The sequence below is a fragment of the Microbacterium sp. ZW T5_45 genome (assembly GCF_044987415.1).
Classification (GTDB): domain Bacteria; phylum Actinomycetota; class Actinomycetes; order Actinomycetales; family Microbacteriaceae; genus Microbacterium.
This window is the reverse complement of sequence record NZ_JBJDRJ010000003.1, coordinates 62934-79832: the sequence shown is the minus strand read 5'-3', so window position 1 is coordinate 79832 and position 16899 is coordinate 62934. Positions and strand designations below refer to the sequence as shown.

The 16899-nt window shown below is 68.0% G+C and carries 16 protein-coding genes; 7 read left to right on the top strand and 9 right to left on the bottom strand.

All coding sequences use genetic code 11. The features are described 5' to 3' along the window. Positions 1 to 9: 9 nt before the first annotated feature. Positions 10 to 576: a peptide deformylase gene (def, locus tag ACI3KS_RS02240; RefSeq protein WP_404914753.1), complete on the bottom strand. Its 567-nt coding sequence runs from the start codon at positions 574 to 576 to the stop codon at positions 10 to 12. 49 nt (positions 577 to 625) lie between these two features. Here def and ACI3KS_RS02235 point away from each other — a divergent pair, with 49 nt between their 5' ends. Then, a complete protein-coding gene (locus ACI3KS_RS02235; RefSeq protein ID WP_404914903.1) occupies positions 626 to 1639 on the top strand; it encodes a DMT family transporter in 1014 nt (337 codons plus the stop codon). Positions 1640 to 1661: 22 nt separating this feature from the next. Here the strand turns inward: ACI3KS_RS02235 and pgl are convergent, their stop codons facing one another. From pgl to tkt, 6 genes are read right to left on the bottom strand one after another with little or no spacing between them, the layout of a single operon-like run. Then, on the bottom strand, positions 1662 to 2441 hold the full coding sequence (gene pgl, locus ACI3KS_RS02230; RefSeq protein ID WP_404914902.1) for a 6-phosphogluconolactonase: 780 nt from the start codon (positions 2439 to 2441) through the stop codon (positions 1662 to 1664). 5 nt (positions 2442 to 2446) lie between these two features. After that, entirely contained in the window at positions 2447 to 3382 is a 936-nt protein-coding gene (locus ACI3KS_RS02225; protein WP_404914751.1) for a glucose-6-phosphate dehydrogenase assembly protein OpcA, read from the bottom strand. Next, positions 3379 to 4929: a glucose-6-phosphate dehydrogenase gene (gene zwf, locus ACI3KS_RS02220; protein ID WP_404914749.1), complete on the bottom strand. Its 1551-nt coding sequence runs from the start codon at positions 4927 to 4929 to the stop codon at positions 3379 to 3381. The genes ACI3KS_RS02225 and zwf overlap by 4 nt, the downstream gene beginning before the upstream one ends. A 23-nt stretch (positions 4930 to 4952) precedes the next feature. After that, positions 4953 to 6560, bottom strand: coding sequence for a glucose-6-phosphate isomerase (locus ACI3KS_RS02215; RefSeq protein WP_404914747.1), 1608 nt, complete (start codon positions 6558 to 6560; stop codon positions 4953 to 4955). Further along, a complete protein-coding gene (gene tal / locus ACI3KS_RS02210; protein WP_404914745.1) occupies positions 6557 to 7669 on the bottom strand; it encodes a transaldolase in 1113 nt (370 codons plus the stop codon). Before tal ends, ACI3KS_RS02215 begins: the two co-directional genes overlap by 4 nt. 14 nt (positions 7670 to 7683) lie before the next feature. After that, positions 7684 to 9783 carry a transketolase gene (gene tkt / locus ACI3KS_RS02205; protein ID WP_404914743.1) on the bottom strand — a complete coding sequence of 700 codons (2100 nt, stop codon included), beginning with the start codon at positions 9781 to 9783 and terminating at the stop codon, positions 7684 to 7686. Between the two features lie 229 nt (positions 9784 to 10012). Between tkt and ACI3KS_RS02200 the strand changes: the two genes are divergently transcribed. Then, a complete protein-coding gene (locus ACI3KS_RS02200; protein WP_404914741.1) occupies positions 10013 to 10918 on the top strand; it encodes a heme o synthase in 906 nt (301 codons plus the stop codon). Here the strand turns inward: ACI3KS_RS02200 and ACI3KS_RS02195 are convergent. Together ACI3KS_RS02195 and ACI3KS_RS02190 are read right to left on the bottom strand one after the other, a co-directional pair. Next, entirely contained in the window at positions 10864 to 11373 is a 510-nt protein-coding gene (locus tag ACI3KS_RS02195; protein WP_404914739.1) for a hypothetical protein, read from the bottom strand. The genes ACI3KS_RS02200 and ACI3KS_RS02195 overlap by 55 nt on opposite strands. Positions 11374 to 11453: 80 nt before the next feature. Then, positions 11454 to 12545, bottom strand: a complete 1092-nt coding sequence (locus ACI3KS_RS02190; RefSeq protein ID WP_404914737.1) for a COX15/CtaA family protein — start codon at positions 12543 to 12545, stop codon at positions 11454 to 11456. Positions 12546 to 12778: 233 nt separating this feature from the next. On the opposite strand from ACI3KS_RS02190, the gene sufB reads away from it, so the two are divergent. The 5 genes from sufB to ACI3KS_RS02165 are packed head-to-tail and all read left to right on the top strand — an operon-like array spanning position 12779 to position 16829. Then, positions 12779 to 14197 (top strand): Fe-S cluster assembly protein SufB, encoded by a 1419-nt coding sequence (gene sufB, locus ACI3KS_RS02185; RefSeq protein ID WP_404914735.1) that lies wholly within the window; start codon positions 12779 to 12781, stop codon positions 14195 to 14197. 1 nt (position 14198) lies between these two features. Continuing rightward, entirely contained in the window at positions 14199 to 15395 is a 1197-nt protein-coding gene (sufD, locus tag ACI3KS_RS02180; protein ID WP_404914733.1) for a Fe-S cluster assembly protein SufD, read from the top strand. Beyond that, a complete protein-coding gene (locus tag ACI3KS_RS02175; RefSeq protein WP_404914731.1) occupies positions 15392 to 15718 on the top strand; it encodes a non-heme iron oxygenase ferredoxin subunit in 327 nt (108 codons plus the stop codon). Before sufD ends, ACI3KS_RS02175 begins: the two co-directional genes overlap by 4 nt. A gap of 1 nt (position 15719) precedes the next feature. Then, on the top strand, positions 15720 to 16490 hold the full coding sequence (gene sufC, locus ACI3KS_RS02170) for a Fe-S cluster assembly ATPase SufC (protein WP_404914729.1): 771 nt from the start codon (positions 15720 to 15722) through the stop codon (positions 16488 to 16490). Between the two features lie 9 nt (positions 16491 to 16499). Continuing rightward, positions 16500 to 16829 (top strand): metal-sulfur cluster assembly factor, encoded by a 330-nt coding sequence (locus tag ACI3KS_RS02165; RefSeq protein ID WP_404914727.1) that lies wholly within the window; start codon positions 16500 to 16502, stop codon positions 16827 to 16829. The last annotated feature ends 70 nt before the right edge of the window (positions 16830 to 16899 follow it).

Sequence of the window (16899 nt, the reverse complement as noted above, 5' to 3'; positions counted from 1 at the left end):
CTGGGAAGCTCAGCCCTCGAGATCGTCCACACCGGGCAGCCAGCTGGCCCCCGGTCGACCCCAGCCCCGCTTCTTCGCGATCTTCTGGACGGTCTTCCAGTCTCGATCGTCGAGACGGTCGACATAGAGGATGCCGTCCAGGTGATCGAACTCATGCTGCATGATCCGCGCGCGCCAGCCGTCGACCGAGATGCTCACGGGCGCACCGTCGAGATCGATACCGGTGACTCGCGCCTTCTCGGAGCGGCGGAGTGCGAACCGTTCACCGGGGAACGACAGGCAGCCTTCGGACTCGAGATCCTCGTCGGGAGCACCCGGCTCGAGGGGCACCATCCACAGCTCGGGGTTGATGATGACGCCGCGCCAGGGCTGGTCGTCGTCGTCCACGTACGAGTACGTGTAGATCCGCAGCGGCACGCCCACCTGAGGGGCGGCGAGGCCGACCCCGGGGGCGGCATCCATCGTCTCGTACATGTCGGCGACGAGGGTCCGCACCTCGTCGGTGATCTCATCGACGGGTGAGGCGGGCGAGTGCAGGACGGGATCGCCCATGATGCGAATCGGAAGTACAGCCACGCCATAACCCTAGTGCGCACGGGGCGGCAGGTAGGCTCGAGGAGTGAGCATGACCGTATGGATGAGTGAGCCCGACGTCGGCGAACAGCTCGTCGGCGTCTTCCAGAACCCGCGGCTCCTCCTCGGCATCCCGCTCGCCATCGCGGGCGCGGTGTTCATGTCGCTCGGGGCGCAATACCAGCACCGCGGCGTCGAGAAGGTCGAGCAGCTCAGCGGCTCGGACGGAGCATCCGGACTCAGCATCGATCAGATCAAGAGACTTCTCACCAGGCCATCATGGATCGCGGGAACTCTCATGCTCGGCCTCGCCATCGTCTGCCAGCTGGCGGCGCTGTCTCAGGCGCCGCTCATCGTCGTGCAGCCGCTGGGAGCCATCGCGCTCGTCATGACGACACTGCTGAACGCACGGGTCTCAGGGCATTCGCCGACCAAGCAGTCGATCAGGGCGATCATCGCCTGCGTCGGCGGCATCTTCCTCTTCGTCACGTTCGCCGCGATCTATGCCGCGGAGAAGAAGATCACCGACATCGAGCTTTTCACGATCCTCGCGATCCTGCTGGTCGTGATCATCGTGCTCGGCGGCGGCTGGCTCATCCTGCGCCACCGCATGCGCGCGCTCTTCTATGTGATCGGCGCGGGTATCCTCTACGGATTCGTCGCGACGCTCGCCAAGGCCGTCATCAATCGCATCGAGGCCGGCAACTTCGAGTGGATCACGCTGGTCTGCGTCATCGCTCTCGTTGCGGCATCCGCCGTCGGCGGCTACTTCGTGCAGACGGCCTACAGCTCCGGCCCGCCCGACCTCGTGATCGCCGGCCTCACGGTCGTCGATCCGCTGATCGCCGTCCTCATCGGAATGGTCGTGCTCGGCGAGGCCACGGCCGCGCCGCCGTGGGTACTCGTGATCTTCGGCGTGGCCGGAGCGATCGCCGTCTGGGGCGTCGTCGGTCTGGCGCGCTACCATCCGCAGGTGATCAGCGAGAGCCAGGATCTCGGCATCACGCGCGGCAGCGACGGCGGGACGCAGAACGACCCGGCCGGAGGTTCCGACCGGGCCGAATGAGCGCTCCGGGAGCGAAGGCGCGTCAGTAGGCGGGATCGATGAGATCCGGCGACACCTCGGACGCTGCGGCCTCGTCGACGAAGAAGATCGTCCGCTTGCGGCCCTTGGCCCCGGCAGCCGGAACGCTCGTGTAGCTCGCTCCGGCGAGGGCGAGTCCCAGGGCGGACGCCTTGTTGGCGCCCGTGAGGACCAGCCAGACGCGCTTCGACGAGTTCAGCACCGGTCGAGTCAGCGTGACGCGCTCGGGCGGCGGCTTCGGGGAGTTCCGCACGGGAAGAGCAGCGGCATCGGTGACCGTGACCTCCGGGCGATCCGGGAAGAGCGACGCGATGTGCCCGTCGGGTCCGACCCCGAGGAAGCACACGGCGAACGACGGCCACGGATGCTCGTCCGTGCCGTACCGCGCCAGCTCGGCCGCGTATGCCGCAGCCGCGGCGTCGAGATCGAGCTCGCCGTCGCTCGAGGCGACCTCGTGCACGTTCTCGGCGGGGACGTCGATGTGGTCGAGCAGCGCCTGACGCGACTGCAGGGCGTTGCGATCGGCGTCGTCACGGGCGACGAAGCGCTCGTCGCCCCACCAGAAGTGCACCAGCGACCAGTCGATCTCGCTCGCACGCGGATGCTCGGCCGTGGCCCGCAGGACCGCACCGCCCATGGAACCGCCGGTGAGGGCGATGTGGGCGATGCGGCCGTTGCGGGTGCGGGCACGCAGGCGTGTGAGGAATCGGTCGGCCACCCTGACCGCCAGAGCGGCCGGGGTGGCTTCGACGACCACGCGCTTCTCGGCGGACGACGCCTGCATCGACATCACGCGTCCGTCTCGGGTGGGCCGAGCCTTTCCCAGCCCTCGGTGATGACACGTCCGTACAGCACATCGGCGTCGAGGCGGCGGAGCTCCTCGGCGAGGCACTCGCGCAGCGTTCGGCGGGGGAGATGCAGGTCGTGGTTCGGCTGATCGGGCTGCGTGAGCACCGCGACGCCTGCCTCCGGACGCTCGAGCAGGATGTCTCCGGCCTCACGGGTGAGACGGACGGACTTGATGCCCTCCTGCCAGTGCTCCGGGTCTTCGTAGGACCACCGAACGGGAACGTCGAGGGCCAGCTGCAGCCAGGCGGCGAGCAGGGCGGTCGACGGCGATGCGGCGGCGCCACGGACCTCGACCGCGGTGACCTCCTGGAACGGAGGCTGATCGAGGACAGCCGCGAGCTGCTCACGCCAGTGGGTGAGACGCGTCCACGCGAGGTCGGTGTCACCGGGTGCGTGGGTCTCGCCGAGCGAGGCGAGGCGGGCTCGGACGTCGGATGCCGTCGCCGCATCCGTGATGCGGCGCTGGGCGATCCTTCCGAGCGGCGAGGAGGCGGGCGATTCCGGGGCGTCCTCGGGCCACCAGGCCACGACGGGCGCGTCGGGCAGCAGGAGACCGGTGATCAGGCTCTCCTCGTTGCTCGCGGCCTCGCCGAACGCGTGGAGCACGACGACCTCGCTCGCGCCGGCGTCGCCGCCCACACGGATCTGTGCGTCGAGACGAGACTCGCCGTCACCCGTGGTGAGCACGATGACGCGCATCGGGTGCTCGCGGGAGGCATCGTTGGCTGCGTCGATCGCGGCCTCCGCCACGCCGTTGCGGGCGGAGATCACGAGAGTGAGGACGCGACCGAGGGCGACGGCACCGCCCTCCTCGCGCACCTTGACGAGCTGCTTGGCGACCTGGCTGACGGTCGTGTCGGGAAGGTCGATGATCACGGGCGTCTCCAGACTCGTCCGTCGCGGGCAAGGAGGTCGTCGGCGGATGCCGGACCCCACGAGCCGGGTGCGTACTGGTCGACCGGACCGCCTTCGGCGGCCCAGTACTTCTCCACGGGGTCGAGGATCTTCCAGGAGAGCTCGACCTCCTCGTGCCGCGGGAACAGCGGCGGGTCGCCCAGGAGGACGTCGAGGATCAGGCGCTCGTAGGCCTCGGGGCTCGCCTCGGTGAAGGCGTGGCCATAGCCGAAGTCCATCGTGACGTCGCGCACGTTCGTGCCGTTGCCCGGGACCTTCGAGCCGAAGCGGAGCGTGACTCCCTCATCGGGCTGCACACGGATCACGAGGGCGTTCTGCCCGAGCTCCGCGGTGTTGCTGCGGCCGAACAGGTGCTCGGGCGCGCGCTTGAACACGACGGCGACCTCGGTGACACGGCGGCCGAGTCGCTTCCCTGTGCGCAGGTAGAACGGCACGCCCGACCAGCGACGAGTGTCGATCTCGAGCTTGATGGCGGCGTACGTCTCGGTCGCGGACTGCGGGTCCATGCCCTCCTCGTCGAGGAAGCCGGTGACCTGCTCGCCGCCCTGCCAGCCGCCGGCGTACTGACCGCGCGCGGTCGCCTGCGACAGATCGTCCGGCACGTGCACGGCCGCGAGGACCTTCTCCTTCTCGGCGCGGAGATGCTCCGCCGAGAGGCTGATCGGCTCCTCCATCGCGGTGAGCGCGAGCAGCTGCAGCAGGTGGTTCTGGATGACGTCGCGCGCGGCGCCGACACCGTCGTAGTATCCGGCACGGCCGCCGACGCCGATGTCCTCGGCCATCGTGATCTGCACGTGGTCGACGTAGTTGCGGTTCCAGATCGGCTCGTAGAGCTCGTTCGCGAAGCGCAGTGCGAGGATGTTCTGCACCGTCTCCTTGCCGAGGTAGTGGTCGATGCGGAAGATCGAGTCGGCGGAGAACGCGACCTCGAGGGCCTCGTTCAGCTCGCGGGCGGACTCGAGGTCGTGGCCGAACGGCTTCTCGATGACGACGCGACGCCAGTGGTCGGAGTCGTCGTGTTCGGCGCCCACCAGACCGGAGTCCTTGAGCTGCTGCGCCACCACGGCGAACGACTTGGGCGGGATCGACAGATAGAACGCATGGTTGCCCATGGTTCCGCGCTCGGTGTCGAGCTGGTCGATCGTCTCGCGAAGCTTCTGGAACGACTCGGGATTGTCGAACTCACCCGAGACGAAGCGGATGCCCTGCAGGAGTTGGGTCCAGGTCTCCTCGCGGAACGGCGTGCGGGCGTGCTGCTTGACGGCGTCGTAGACGACCTTCGCGAAGTCCTGGTCCTCCCAGTCGCGTCGGGCGAAGCCGACGAGGGCGAAGCCAGGGGGGAGGAGGCCGCGATTGGCGAGGTCGTAGACCGCGGGCATGAGCTTCTTGCGCGAGAGGTCGCCGGTCACACCGAAGATCACGAGGGCGCTGGGCCCCGCGATCCGGTTCAGACGACGGTCGTCGGGGTCGCGCAGCGGATTGTGGCCGCGCGAGATGGGAACGGACATCGGTGGGGGATTCTCCTGGCTGCTTACTTCTGTGCTGCTTCGAAAAGGGTGAGGACGTCCGCTGACGAATCGGTGATCGTCAGCGAGACGACCGGACGGCCGTGGTCGGCGAGGACGCCGGCGTCGCCGGCGGCCTGGGCCGAGATCAACTGACCGAACGTGTAGGGGCGCTCCGGGATCTCGAGGTCGACATCCGTGCGCTCCAGGATCTGCAGGAACACGCCCTGCTCCGGTCCGCCCTTGTGGTACTGACCGGTGGAGTGCAGGAACCGCGGCCCCCACCCGAAGGTGGTCGGACGCCCCGAGTCGGCGGCGACGAGCTCGCGAAGGCCCTCGAGCTGCGGCAGGTCGAGACGGTTGACGTAGGCCTGGATGGCCACGTAGCCGTCGTCACCGAGACGCGACCAGAGGGCGTCGAGCGTGCCCTCTATCGTGCCGGAGTCGGCGAGTGCAGGATCTGACACGCGCACCTCGACTCCATGCTCGACGAAGACCGGCTCAGTCGGAGTGGGACGCTGATCGAGCAGCCCCCGTGCGGCGGCTTTCGCCGACTCGACGTCGGGCTGGTCGAACGGGTTGATGCCGAGCAGATGTCCGGCGATCGCGGTGGCGTACTCCCACACGATGAACTGCGCGCCGAGGGTGCCGGAGACGAGGATCTCGCCCTCGTGGCGCTCGCGGAGGTGGAATGCGGCGGCGTCGTCGACGAGACGGACGATCTGCAGGTCCTCCGGACGGCTCTCCAGTTCGGGGGAGACGGGCAGCAGGACGACAGGAAGGATGCCGGTGCCGTCCTTGCCCGTCGACTCGGCGATCAGCTGCTCGATCCAGTCCGGCAGGCCCTTGATGTGCGTGCCGTCGGTGACCAGACCCAGCTTGTCGCGGCGGGGCTCCGTTCGCGCGATGGCGGCTGCGAGTCGCAGAGCGGGGTTCTCCGCCGAATCGATCGCGACCTCGAGGAGCGAGGCCTCGGCCTCGTCCAGCAGTTCATCGAGATCGACGCCCGCGAGTCCACTGGGCACCAGGCCGAAAGCGGTGAGCGCGGAGTACCGACCCCCGACATTCGGGTCCGCGGTGAAGACGCGGTAACCCGCGGCGCGAGCCGACTCCTCGAGCGGAGATCCCGGATCGGTGACGACGACGATGCGCTCGGCCGGGTCGATTCCGAGATCGCGGAAGGCCGCCTCGAACGTGCGACGCTGCGAATCGGTCTCGACGGTCGAGCCGGACTTGGAGGAGACGACGAGCACGGTCCGCTCGAGGCCCTCATCGAGAGCCGCGAGGACCTGCGCGGGGGCTGTGGAGTCGAGGATCGTGAGATCGACCCCTGCCGTCGCCGTGATCACCTCGGGCGCGAGCGATGAACCGCCCATGCCGGCGAGCACCACACGGTCGACACCGCGAGAGGCGAGCTCGCGGCGGAGGCCGTCGATCTCCGCCACCAATGGTCGCGAGACCGAGACGGCCTCCACCCAGCCGAGCCGGATCGACGCCTCGGGTACGGCATCCGAACCCCACAGGGTGGCGTCACCACCCGTGATCCGGGAGGCCACCAGGTCGTGCACGAGAGCCGGCACGGTTCCGTCGATGGCGGCCTTCGCCGCGCCCGAGGCGTGGAGCGCGAATGTCATCGCTGGGCCTTGAGCCCTTCCTCGACGGTCGCGAGCAGGTCGTGCCAGGAGTCGATGAACTTCGCGACGCCCTCGTCCTCCAGGACCTGGGTGACGTCGGCGAAGTCGATGCCGACCTCGGCGAGACCCGCGAACACCTCATGAGCCTCGGCGTAGCCGCCGGTGATGGTGTCGCCGGTCACGACGCCGTGGTCGAACGTCGCCTCGAGCGTCTTCTCGGGCATCGTGTTGACGACACCCGCGGCGACGAGCTCGGTCACGTAGAGCGTGTCGGGCAGCTCGGGGTCCTTGACACCGGTCGAGGCCCAGAGCGGCCGCTGCAGGTTCGCGCCGGCCGCGAGAAGCTCCTGTGCACGGGCATCCGCGAACTTCTTCTCGAAGAGCTCGTAGGCGAGGCGGGCATTGGCGAGGCCGGCCTTGCTCTTGAGAGCGTTCGCAGCATCCGTGCCGATGGCCGTGAGGCGCTTGTCGGTCTCGGTGTCGACACGCGACACGAAGAACGAGGCGACCGAGTGGATGCCGGAGAGGTCGATCCCGGCAGCCTTGGCGGTCTCGAGACCGGTCAGGTACGCGTCGATGACCTCTTCGTAGCGCTCGAGGCTGAAGATCAGTGTGACGTTGACGCTGATGCCCGCACCGATCGCCTCGGCGATCGCGGGAAGACCGGCCTTGGTCGCCGGGATCTTCACGAGCAGGTTCGGACGATCGATCTTCGCCCACAGCTGCTTGGCGGAGGCGACGGTGCCCTCGGTGTCGTGCGCGAGGTCGGGGGAGACCTCGATCGAGACACGGCCGTCGACGTGGTTCGAGGCTTCCCAGACGGGACGGAAGACGTCGAGCGCGGCGGCGACGTCCTGCGTGGTCGCCGCGAAGACGGCCTCCTCGGCGGTCGCACCGGATGCGGCGAGCTCGGTGACCTGCGCGTCGTACGAGGTGTCGTTCGCGTTGGTGATCGCGTTCGCGAAGATCGTCGGGTTCGTCGTGACGCCCGTGACGTTGCGCGTGGCGATGAGCTCGGCGATGTTGCCCGAGTTGATGCGGGTGCGAGACAGGTCGTCGAGCCAGATGCTGACGCCTGCGGCCGCGAGGTCTGCGGTGGGGGTGCTCATTGCGTGCTCCTAGATCAGTTGGCGTTCTCGGCCAGGGTCTCGCGGGCCGCCTGGATGACGGCCTCGGTGGTGATCCCGAACTTCTCGAACAGGGTCTTGTAGTCGGCGGATGCGCCGAAGTGGTCGATGCCGACGGAACGGCCGCGGTCGCCGACGATGCCGCGCCAGCTGAGCACGGAGCCCGCCTCGACGGACACACGGGCGGTGACGGACTTCGGCAGGACCGACTCGCGGTAGGTCTCGTCCTGCTCGGCGAACCACTCCAGCGACGGAGCGGAGACGACGCGCACGTTCACGCCCTCGGCTGCGAGCGTCTCGCGGGCGTTGACCGCGAGCTGGACCTCGGATCCGGTCGCGACGATGATCACGTCCGGGGTACCGTTCGGCGCCTCTGCCAGCACGTATGCGCCCTTCGCGACGTTCGAGGCGGAGGCGAACGTGTCGCCGGATGCTGCACCCTCTCCGCGCGGGAACACCGGGATGTTCTGGCGGGTCAGCGCGATACCGGCCGGACCCTCCTGGCGGCGGAGGATCTCGAGCCATGCGGCGGCCGTCTCGTTGGCGTCCGCCGGGCGGACGAGAGCGAAGTTCGGGATGGCACGCAGGGTCGCGATCTGCTCGATCGGCTGGTGCGTCGGGCCGTCCTCGCCGAGCGCGACGGAGTCGTGGGTCCAGACGAAGATGCTGGGCACGTTCATGAGCGCGGCCAGACGAACCGGCGGGCGCATGTAGTCGCTGAAGATGAGGAAGGTGCCGCCGAACGCGCGGGTCTTGCCGTGCAGGACGATGCCGTTGACGATCGAGCCCATGGCGTGCTCGCGGATGCCGAAGTGGAGGACGCGGCCATAGGGGCTGCCCGACCACTCGTGCGTCGACCACTCGGCGGGGATGAACGACTTCGCGTCCTTGATGGTGGTGAGGTTCGACTCGGCGAGGTCGGCCGATCCGCCCCAGAGCTCGGGGAGCTCGGCGGCGAGGGCGTTGATGACCTGGCCGGATGCCGCGCGCGTCGAGACGTCCTTGCCCGCCTCGAAGACCGGGAGGGCGGAGTCGATGTCGGCGGGCAGCTCGCCGGCCTCGAGCCGGTCGAGGAGCGCCTTGCGCTCGGGGTTCGCGGCTGCCCACGCGTCGAAGGACTTCTGCCACTCGGCACGCTGCTCGGCGGCGCGGGCTGCGAGACCGCGGGTGTGCGCGATGACGTCGTCGGCGACGGCGAAGTGCTCCTCGGGGTCGAAGCCGAGGACCTTCTTGGTCGCGGCGAGCTCGTCCGCGCCGAGGGCCGAACCGTGGATCTTGCCGGTGTTCTGCTTGCCGGGGGCCGGCCAGCCGATGATCGTCTTGAGGATGATGAGCGAGGGCTTGTCGGTCTCGCCCTTCGCAGCCTCGATCGCGGCGTAGAGCTCGGCGACGTCCTCGACGTACTCGCCGGTCTTCTTCCAGTCGACGGTCTGGACGTGCCAGCCGTAGGCCTCGTAGCGCTTCGCGACGTCTTCGGTGAACGCGACGTTCGTGTCGTCCTCAATGGAGATCTGGTTGGAGTCGTAGATCGCGATGAGGTTGCCGAGCTGCTGGTGACCCGCGAGCGAGCCGGCCTCGGCGGTGACGCCCTCCTGCAGGTCGCCGTCACCGGCGATGACGTACACGAAGTGGTCGAAGGGGCTGGTGCCCTCGGCAGCCTCGGGGTCGAACAGACCGCGCTCGTAGCGGGCGGCATAGGCGAAGCCCACGGCCGAGGCGAGACCCTGACCGAGAGGGCCGGTGGTGATCTCGACGCCCTTGGTGTGGCCGTACTCCGGGTGGCCCGGGGTCAGCGAGCCCCACGTGCGCAGCGCCTTGAGGTCGTCGAGCTCGAGACCGAAGCCGCCGAGGTACAGCTCGACGTACTGGGTGAGGGAGGAGTGACCAGCCGAGAGGATGAAGCGGTCGCGGCCCAGCCAGTCGGTGTCGGTCGGGTCGTGGCGCAGGACGCGCTGGTAGAGGAGGTACGCCGCCGGGGCGAGGCTCATCGCGGTGCCGGGGTGGCCGTTGCCCACCTTCTCCACGGCATCCGCAGCCAGAAGGCGAGCGGTGTCCACCGCTCGACGATCGATCTCATCCCACTGCAATTCCGACACGGTGAAGCCCTTCTCAGGTGAATAGAGAGCGCCCGGTAGTGCACTGTCGCGGTCCGCAACGATACGGAGGGGGGACTTGGCGCCGGGCGCGCGAGTGTTTCCAGCATAGACCCGGAGGGGAAGGCGTTACCTCGCCTTACGGTCGCCGGTGACGAGACCCGCGCGCACGGTGCCATAGACTGGAAGGGCTGTCTACGCGTGCCCGGAGGAGGCGATCGAGATCTCGACGATGTCTGATCAGACCGTTGTGAAGAAGTCCGTCGGTCGCACGGTGAAGGCCTATGTGGCCCTCACCAAGCCGCGTGTCCTCGAGCTGCTGCTGGTCTCCACAGTGCCGGTGATGTTCCTCGCTCACGGCGGGATGCCCGATCTCTGGCTCGTGCTCGCCACCGTCATCGGCGGCTCCATGAGCGCGGGTTCTGCCGCGGCGTTCAACATGTACCTCGACCGCGACATCGACGCGCACATGCACCGCACAGAGAACCGCCCGCTGGTCACGGGCGAGATCACGCCCCGCGGTGCGTTGATCTTCTCGTGGACGCTCGCGGTGCTCTCGACCGTGTGGCTCTGGTACACCACGAACTGGCTGGCAGCGGTGCTGTCGGCATCCGCCATCTTCTTCTACGTCGTGATCTACACGATCATCCTCAAGCGACGCACCGAGCAGAACATCGTCTGGGGCGGCATCGCCGGCTGCTTCCCGGTGCTCATCGGGTGGGCCGCCGTCACCGGTTCGCTGGACTGGCCGGCCTTCATCCTGTTCGGACTCATCTTCCTGTGGACGCCGCCGCACTACTGGCCGCTGTCGATGAAGTACAAGGACGACTACGACGATGTCGACGTGCCGATGCTCGGCGTGACGCGCAACGCCTCGCAGGTCGGCCTCCAGGTGATCCTGTACGCGTGGGCCACGGTGGCCTGCTCGCTGCTGCTCGTTCCGATCGCCGGCATGGGGCTGGTCTACACGGTCTCGGCCCTCGTCTTCGGCGGCTGGTTCATCTACGAGTCGCACCGCCTGTACAACCAGGCGGTACGCGGGACCGAGGCGCGGCCGATGCGGGTCTTCCACGCCTCGATCACCTACTTGACGTTGATCTTCGTCGCGGTCGCGATCGATCCGCTGCTCCCGTTCTGATCCTCGTCCGCCGCGCCACCTTCTGGGGAGACGTGCTCGGCATCCGGGGTTGACACCGTCTCACCGGTTTCGCGGTGCGTCGCCGCCTCGTCGGCTTCCGCCGTGTCGGATGCTGCGTGCTCGGGTGTTTCGTTCTCGGGCGCGCTGCCATCGGCAGCGGAGGTCCAGTCGATGGCCTCGACCGTGACGGGCTTCGCCGCCGCGACGAGTGACTGCACGGCGACGAGGGCCACCGCGATCAGTAGTCCCAGCACCCCGGCGCCGACGAGTGCGGCACCGAAGACCACCAGCGATTGGCCGACGTAGACCTCGACTCCTGTGGCCGTGCCGTCGAGCAGTGTCGTCGTCATGGTGCTCAGCTGTCCCGAGATGATCCATCCTCCGACGCCCGCGGAGGCGAGGGAGAGGACCAGGAGGAGCCAGAAGGCGATGCTGCGCGTGAGTGACTTGTTCATGATCGCCACGATCACGCAGCAACCGATGAGTCGCCGATGCGCGACCTATGCGTGGGCTGAGCCTGCGCGCGTCGAGCGCTTCAGGCGTCGACCGTAGCCCGCGGCTTCTTGAGGTGCAGGACGACGACTGTGTACGCGGCCGCCGAGAGCGACGCGAGGACCATGTGGATGCCGACGAGGATCTCCGGCAGCCCCTCGCGCGCCTGCCAGATCCCGACACCCACCTGCACGGCGATCGCCACGGCCAGCGCGAGCAACCACCGTCGCGGCTCGAGCCGGAGGACCCAGGCCGACACGGCGAGGGTGACGACGAGCGCAGCGAGGACGTATCCCGGCCACGCGTGCACGTGCGCGAGCACGGTGGCATCGAACCCGTCGCGGACGACGTTCGCGTCACCCGAATGCGGTCCGTTGCCCGTCGTCAGCACGCCGAAGGCGATGGTGACCGCGAGCGCGAGCCCCGTGATGTGCGAGAGACCCGAGAACCACGCGGGGACGGCGCGCTCGCGAGGACCCTCCGTGGCGTACATACGCGCCACGTATGCCGCGGTGACGCACACGAGAAGCAGCGAGGAGACGTAGTGGAAGCCGACGATGAGCGGATTCAGATCCGTGACGACCGCGAGGCCGCCGACGACAGCCTGCGCCATGACGCCGAACAGGACGATCCACGCCAAGGCGGCGAGATCGCGGCGGCGCGACGAGCGACGGAGCGAGTCGACGCCACCGATCACGACGGCGAGCAGGAGACCGCCGGAGAAGTACCCGAACGGGCCGGGAAGCCCGATGAGCTGCGCGGTGCCCAGCGCGAGCGCGCCGAGGGCGACGCCGCCGAGCGCGAACCAGAGTGCGCGCTTCATGAGTGCGGCCCCGCCGATCGCGAAGAGCGTGAGCAGCAGCACGGCCAGAGCGAGCAACCCGACGACCCCGGTCATCGTGCGGTTGCCGAACTCGATGATCCCGTGGATGCCCTGCTCGGCGTGCGGCACGAGCGATTCCGGCGTGCAGAGCGGCCATTCCGAGCATCCGAGGCCGGAACCGGTGAGCCGAACCGCGCCGCCGGTGCCGATGATGATCACCTCGGCGAGGAAGGACAGCCAGGCGAGCACCCGCAGCGGCTTCACGATGCGGATCGGAGTGGTCGTCGCCGGCGGGGCGGAAGTCGCGGTCATGGGGTCCTCCGGTTCCCTCGGCACGCGGGAGCGACGGCCCGCGAGGGGGAGGGAGCCTGTAGAATCGGGATGTAGGGGATGAGCGCGCGAGCGCAGAACTCATCTCTGACAGTTTAGGCGCGATGCCAGCGCCCGTGATGAGGGTCCCTCCCAGATCACCAGGTCCGGCGGGTTCGTCGGATTCCGGTGTGCGGGCGCGGATGACACCGTGAGCGGCCCAAAAGGAGAGTGTGATGTCGGATGTGCTGATCGACCGCCCGGAACTCGAAGGCCTGGGGGTGTACGAGTTCGGATGGCACGACGAGGACGCCGCGGGCGCCGTCGCCAAACGCGGCATCTCCGAAGAGGTCGTCCGCGGGATCTCCGCGCTCAAGAGCGAACCCGAATGGATGCTGAAGACCCGGCTCAAGGGATATCAGCTCTTCGGACGCAAGCCGATGCCGACGTGGGGTGCAGACCTCAGTGACATCGACTTCGACAACATCAAGTACTTCGTCCGCTCGACCGAGAAGCAGGCGCAGTCGTGGGAGGACCTCCCGGCCGAGATCCGCGAGACCTACGAGCGCCTCGGCATCCCCGAGGCCGAGCGTCAGCGTCTCGTCGCCGGCGTCGCCGCGCAGTATGAGTCGGAGGTCGTGTACCACCAGATCCGCGAGGATCTCGAGGAGCAGGGCGTCATCTTCATGGACACCGACACGGCGCTGCGCGAGCACCCGGAGTTCTTCGAGGAGTACTTCGGCACGGTCATCCCCGCCGGCGACAACAAGTTCGCCGCGCTGAACACCGCGGTGTGGTCGGGCGGCTCGTTCGTCTACGTGCCCAAGGGCGTCCACGTCGAGATCCCGCTGCAGGCGTACTTCCGCATCAACACCGAGAACATGGGCCAGTTCGAGCGGACTCTGATCATCGCCGACGAGGACAGCTACGTCCACTACATCGAGGGCTGCACGGCTCCGATCTACAAGTCGGACTCGCTGCACTCCGCCGTCGTCGAGATCATCGTGAAGAAGAACGCCCGCGTGCGCTACACGACGATCCAGAACTGGTCGAACAACGTCTACAACCTCGTCACCAAGCGCGCCGTCGCCTATGAGGGCGCGACGATGGAGTGGGTCGACGGCAACATCGGTTCCAAGGTGACGATGAAGTACCCGTCGATCTACCTCATGGGCGAGCACGCCAAGGGCGAGACCCTGTCGGTCGCCTTCGCCGGACCCGGCCAGCACCAGGACGCCGGCGCCAAGATGATCCACATGGCGCCGTACACGCAGTCGTCGATCGTCTCGAAGTCGATCGCCCGGGGCGGCGGTCGCGCCGGTTACCGCGGCGAGGTGCGAGTGGATGCTGCGGCGCACCACTCCGCGAACACCGTCCGCTGCGACGCGCTGCTCGTCGACACGAAGTCGCGCAGCGACACCTACCCGGCGATCGACATCCGCGTCGACGACGTGCAGCTCGGCCACGAGGCTACCGTCTCGAAGGTCAGCGAGGAGCAGCTCTTCTACCTGCAGTCGCGCGGAATGCCCGAGGACGAGGCGATGGCCATGATCGTGCGAGGGTTCATTGAGCCGATCGCGCGCGAGCTGCCGATGGAATACGCAATGGAGTTGAACAAGCTCATCGAGATGGGCATGGAAGGATCGGTCGGCTGAGATGACCTCCCCGACGACGACGCCCACGGCGTCGCACTATTCGAGCGCGCACGTGGACCCCGCCGCCCAGGTGGCCGACGCCGGCTTCGTGCCCGTGCAGACCCGTTCCGAGCGGCCGAGCTCTTTCGAGCCGGCCGACTTTGACGCCCCCACCGGGCGAGAGGTCAATTGGAAGCACACCCCCGTGGCCAAGCTCGCCGGGCTCCTCTCCGATGAGGTCGGCGACGAGTTCGCCGTGACTGTCGACCTCGACGGCGTCGAGTCGCACCTCGTGCCCGAGGAGGACGTGTACGGCGAGTTCTTCCGTCCGGAAGACCTGCCCTCCGCTCTCGCGTGGAAGCACGCGCCGCGTGGTCTGCACCTGCGCATCGACGCCGAGGACGAGGTCCAGGAACCGCTGGTGCTGCGTTTCGACGGCTCCTCGGCCGAGAAGCGCGCGTTCGGTCAGATCCTCATCGAGGCCATGCCGCACTCGCGCGCGACGGTCGTGCTCGACCATCACGGTTCGGCGCAGTACGCGCAGAACGTCGAGATCATCGTCCGCGACGGTGCCGCACTGACCGTCGTGAGCCTGCAGCGCTGGGCCGACGACGCCGTGCATGCCGCAGCGCACCAGGCCCGCGTCGATGCGAACGCCACGCTCAAGCACTTCGTCGTCAGCTTCGGCGGCGGCGTCGTGCGGGTGAACCCGAACGTCGAGCTCGCCGGGGCCGGTTCCGAGGGCTACCTCTACGGGCTCTCCTACGCCGACGCCGGCCAGCATCTCGAGAGCCAGGTCTACCTGCACCACAAGGGGCCGCACACGAAGGGCGACGTGCTCTACAAGGGTGCGCTCCAGGGCGACAACGCCCACAGCGTGTGGATCGGCGATGTCCTGATCGGTCCGGATGCAACCGGCACCGACTCGTACGAGGCGAACCGCAATCTCGTGCTCACAGAGGGGGCGCGCGCCGACTCGATCCCGAACCTCGAGATCGAGACCGGTGACATCGTCGGTGCCGGCCACGCGAGTGCGACCGGACGCTTCGACGACGAGCAGCTCTTCTACCTGCAGGCCCGCGGCATCTCCGAGGAGGAGGCCCGACGCCTCGTCGTGCTCGGCTTCCTCAGCGATGTCGTGCAGCGTCTCGGCATCCCCGCGCTCGAGGCCGAACTCCTCGAGGCCATCGAGACCGAGCTCGCGGCGGTCGACGCGTGAGCGCCGAGCGCGTCTGCAGCGTCGCCGATCTCGAGCAGGACACGCCGCTGCGCGTCGAGCCGAACGGCATTCCGATCACCGTGATCAAGGACGGCGAGGGCGTGATCCACGCGATCGGCGACACCTGCACCCACGGCGACATCTCCCTCTCCGAGGGCTTCGTCGAGGGTGACACGGTCGAGTGCTGGGCGCACGGCTCCGCATTCTCGCTGCTCACCGGCAAGCCCCAGAATCTCCCCGCTTATGAGCCCGTCCCGGTCTACGTCGTCGAGATCGACGGCGACGACGTGCTCATCGACCCGACCGTGACGAAGGAAGTCTGACATGTCTGTTCTCGAAATCCGCGACCTCCACGTGACGGTCGAGACCGAGGCGGGGACCACCCCGATCCTCAACGGCATCACCCTCACCATGAACACTGGTGAGACCCACGCCATCATGGGCCCGAACGGCTCGGGCAAGTCCACGCTCGCGTACACGATCGCCGGTCACCCGAAGTACACCGTGACCTCGGGGTCGATCACGTTCGACGGTGAAGACGTCCTCGAGATGAGCGTCGACGAGCGCGCTCGCGCCGGCCTGTTCCTGGCGATGCAGTACCCCGTCGAGATCCCCGGCGTCACCGTGACGAACTTCCTCCGCACGGCCAAGACCGCGCTCGACGGCGAAGCGCCGTCGATCCGTTCCTGGACCAAGGAGGTCAAGGACGCGATGGGCAACCTGCGCATGGACCCGAAGTTCGCGCAGCGCAACGTCAACGAGGGCTTCTCCGGCGGTGAGAAGAAGCGTCACGAGATCCTTCAGCTCGAGGTGCTCAAGCCGAAGTTCGCCGTGCTCGACGAGACCGACTCGGGCCTCGATGTCGACGCGCTGAAGATCGTGTCCGAGGGCGTCAACCGTGCCAAGGAGGCCACCGGCCTCGGCGTGCTGCTCATCACCCACTACACCCGCATCCTCCGCTACATCCGTCCCGACTTCGTGCACGTTGTCGTCGCGGGCAAGATCGTGGAAGAGGGCGGCCCCGAGCTCGCCGACCGTCTCGAGGAAGAGGGTTACGACCGCTTCCTCGACCCTGCGGCTCCCATCGAAGCGTAGGCTGGCCGCATGACTGCGACGCTGACCGACGAGAAGTACGACCAGGTCACCGAGGCCCTCAAGGACGTGATGGATCCCGAGCTCGGGATCAACGTCGTCGACCTCGGCCTGATCTACGATCTCGCGTGGGATGACGAGAACGACGCTCTCGTGATCCACATGACGCTGACCAGCGCGGGATGCCCGCTCACCGACGTGCTCGAGGAGCAGACGGCCCAGGCACTGGACAACGTCGTCGACCGCTTCCGCATCAACTGGGTGTGGATGCCGCCGTGGGGTCCGGAGCGGATCACCGACGACGGGCGCGACATGATGCGCGCCCTCGGCTTCGCGATCTGACGAAGGACTGCAGAGCCCTTGACCGGCATCACAGCTGGTCAAGGGCTCTTTGCTGTTCCCCGCTGATCCC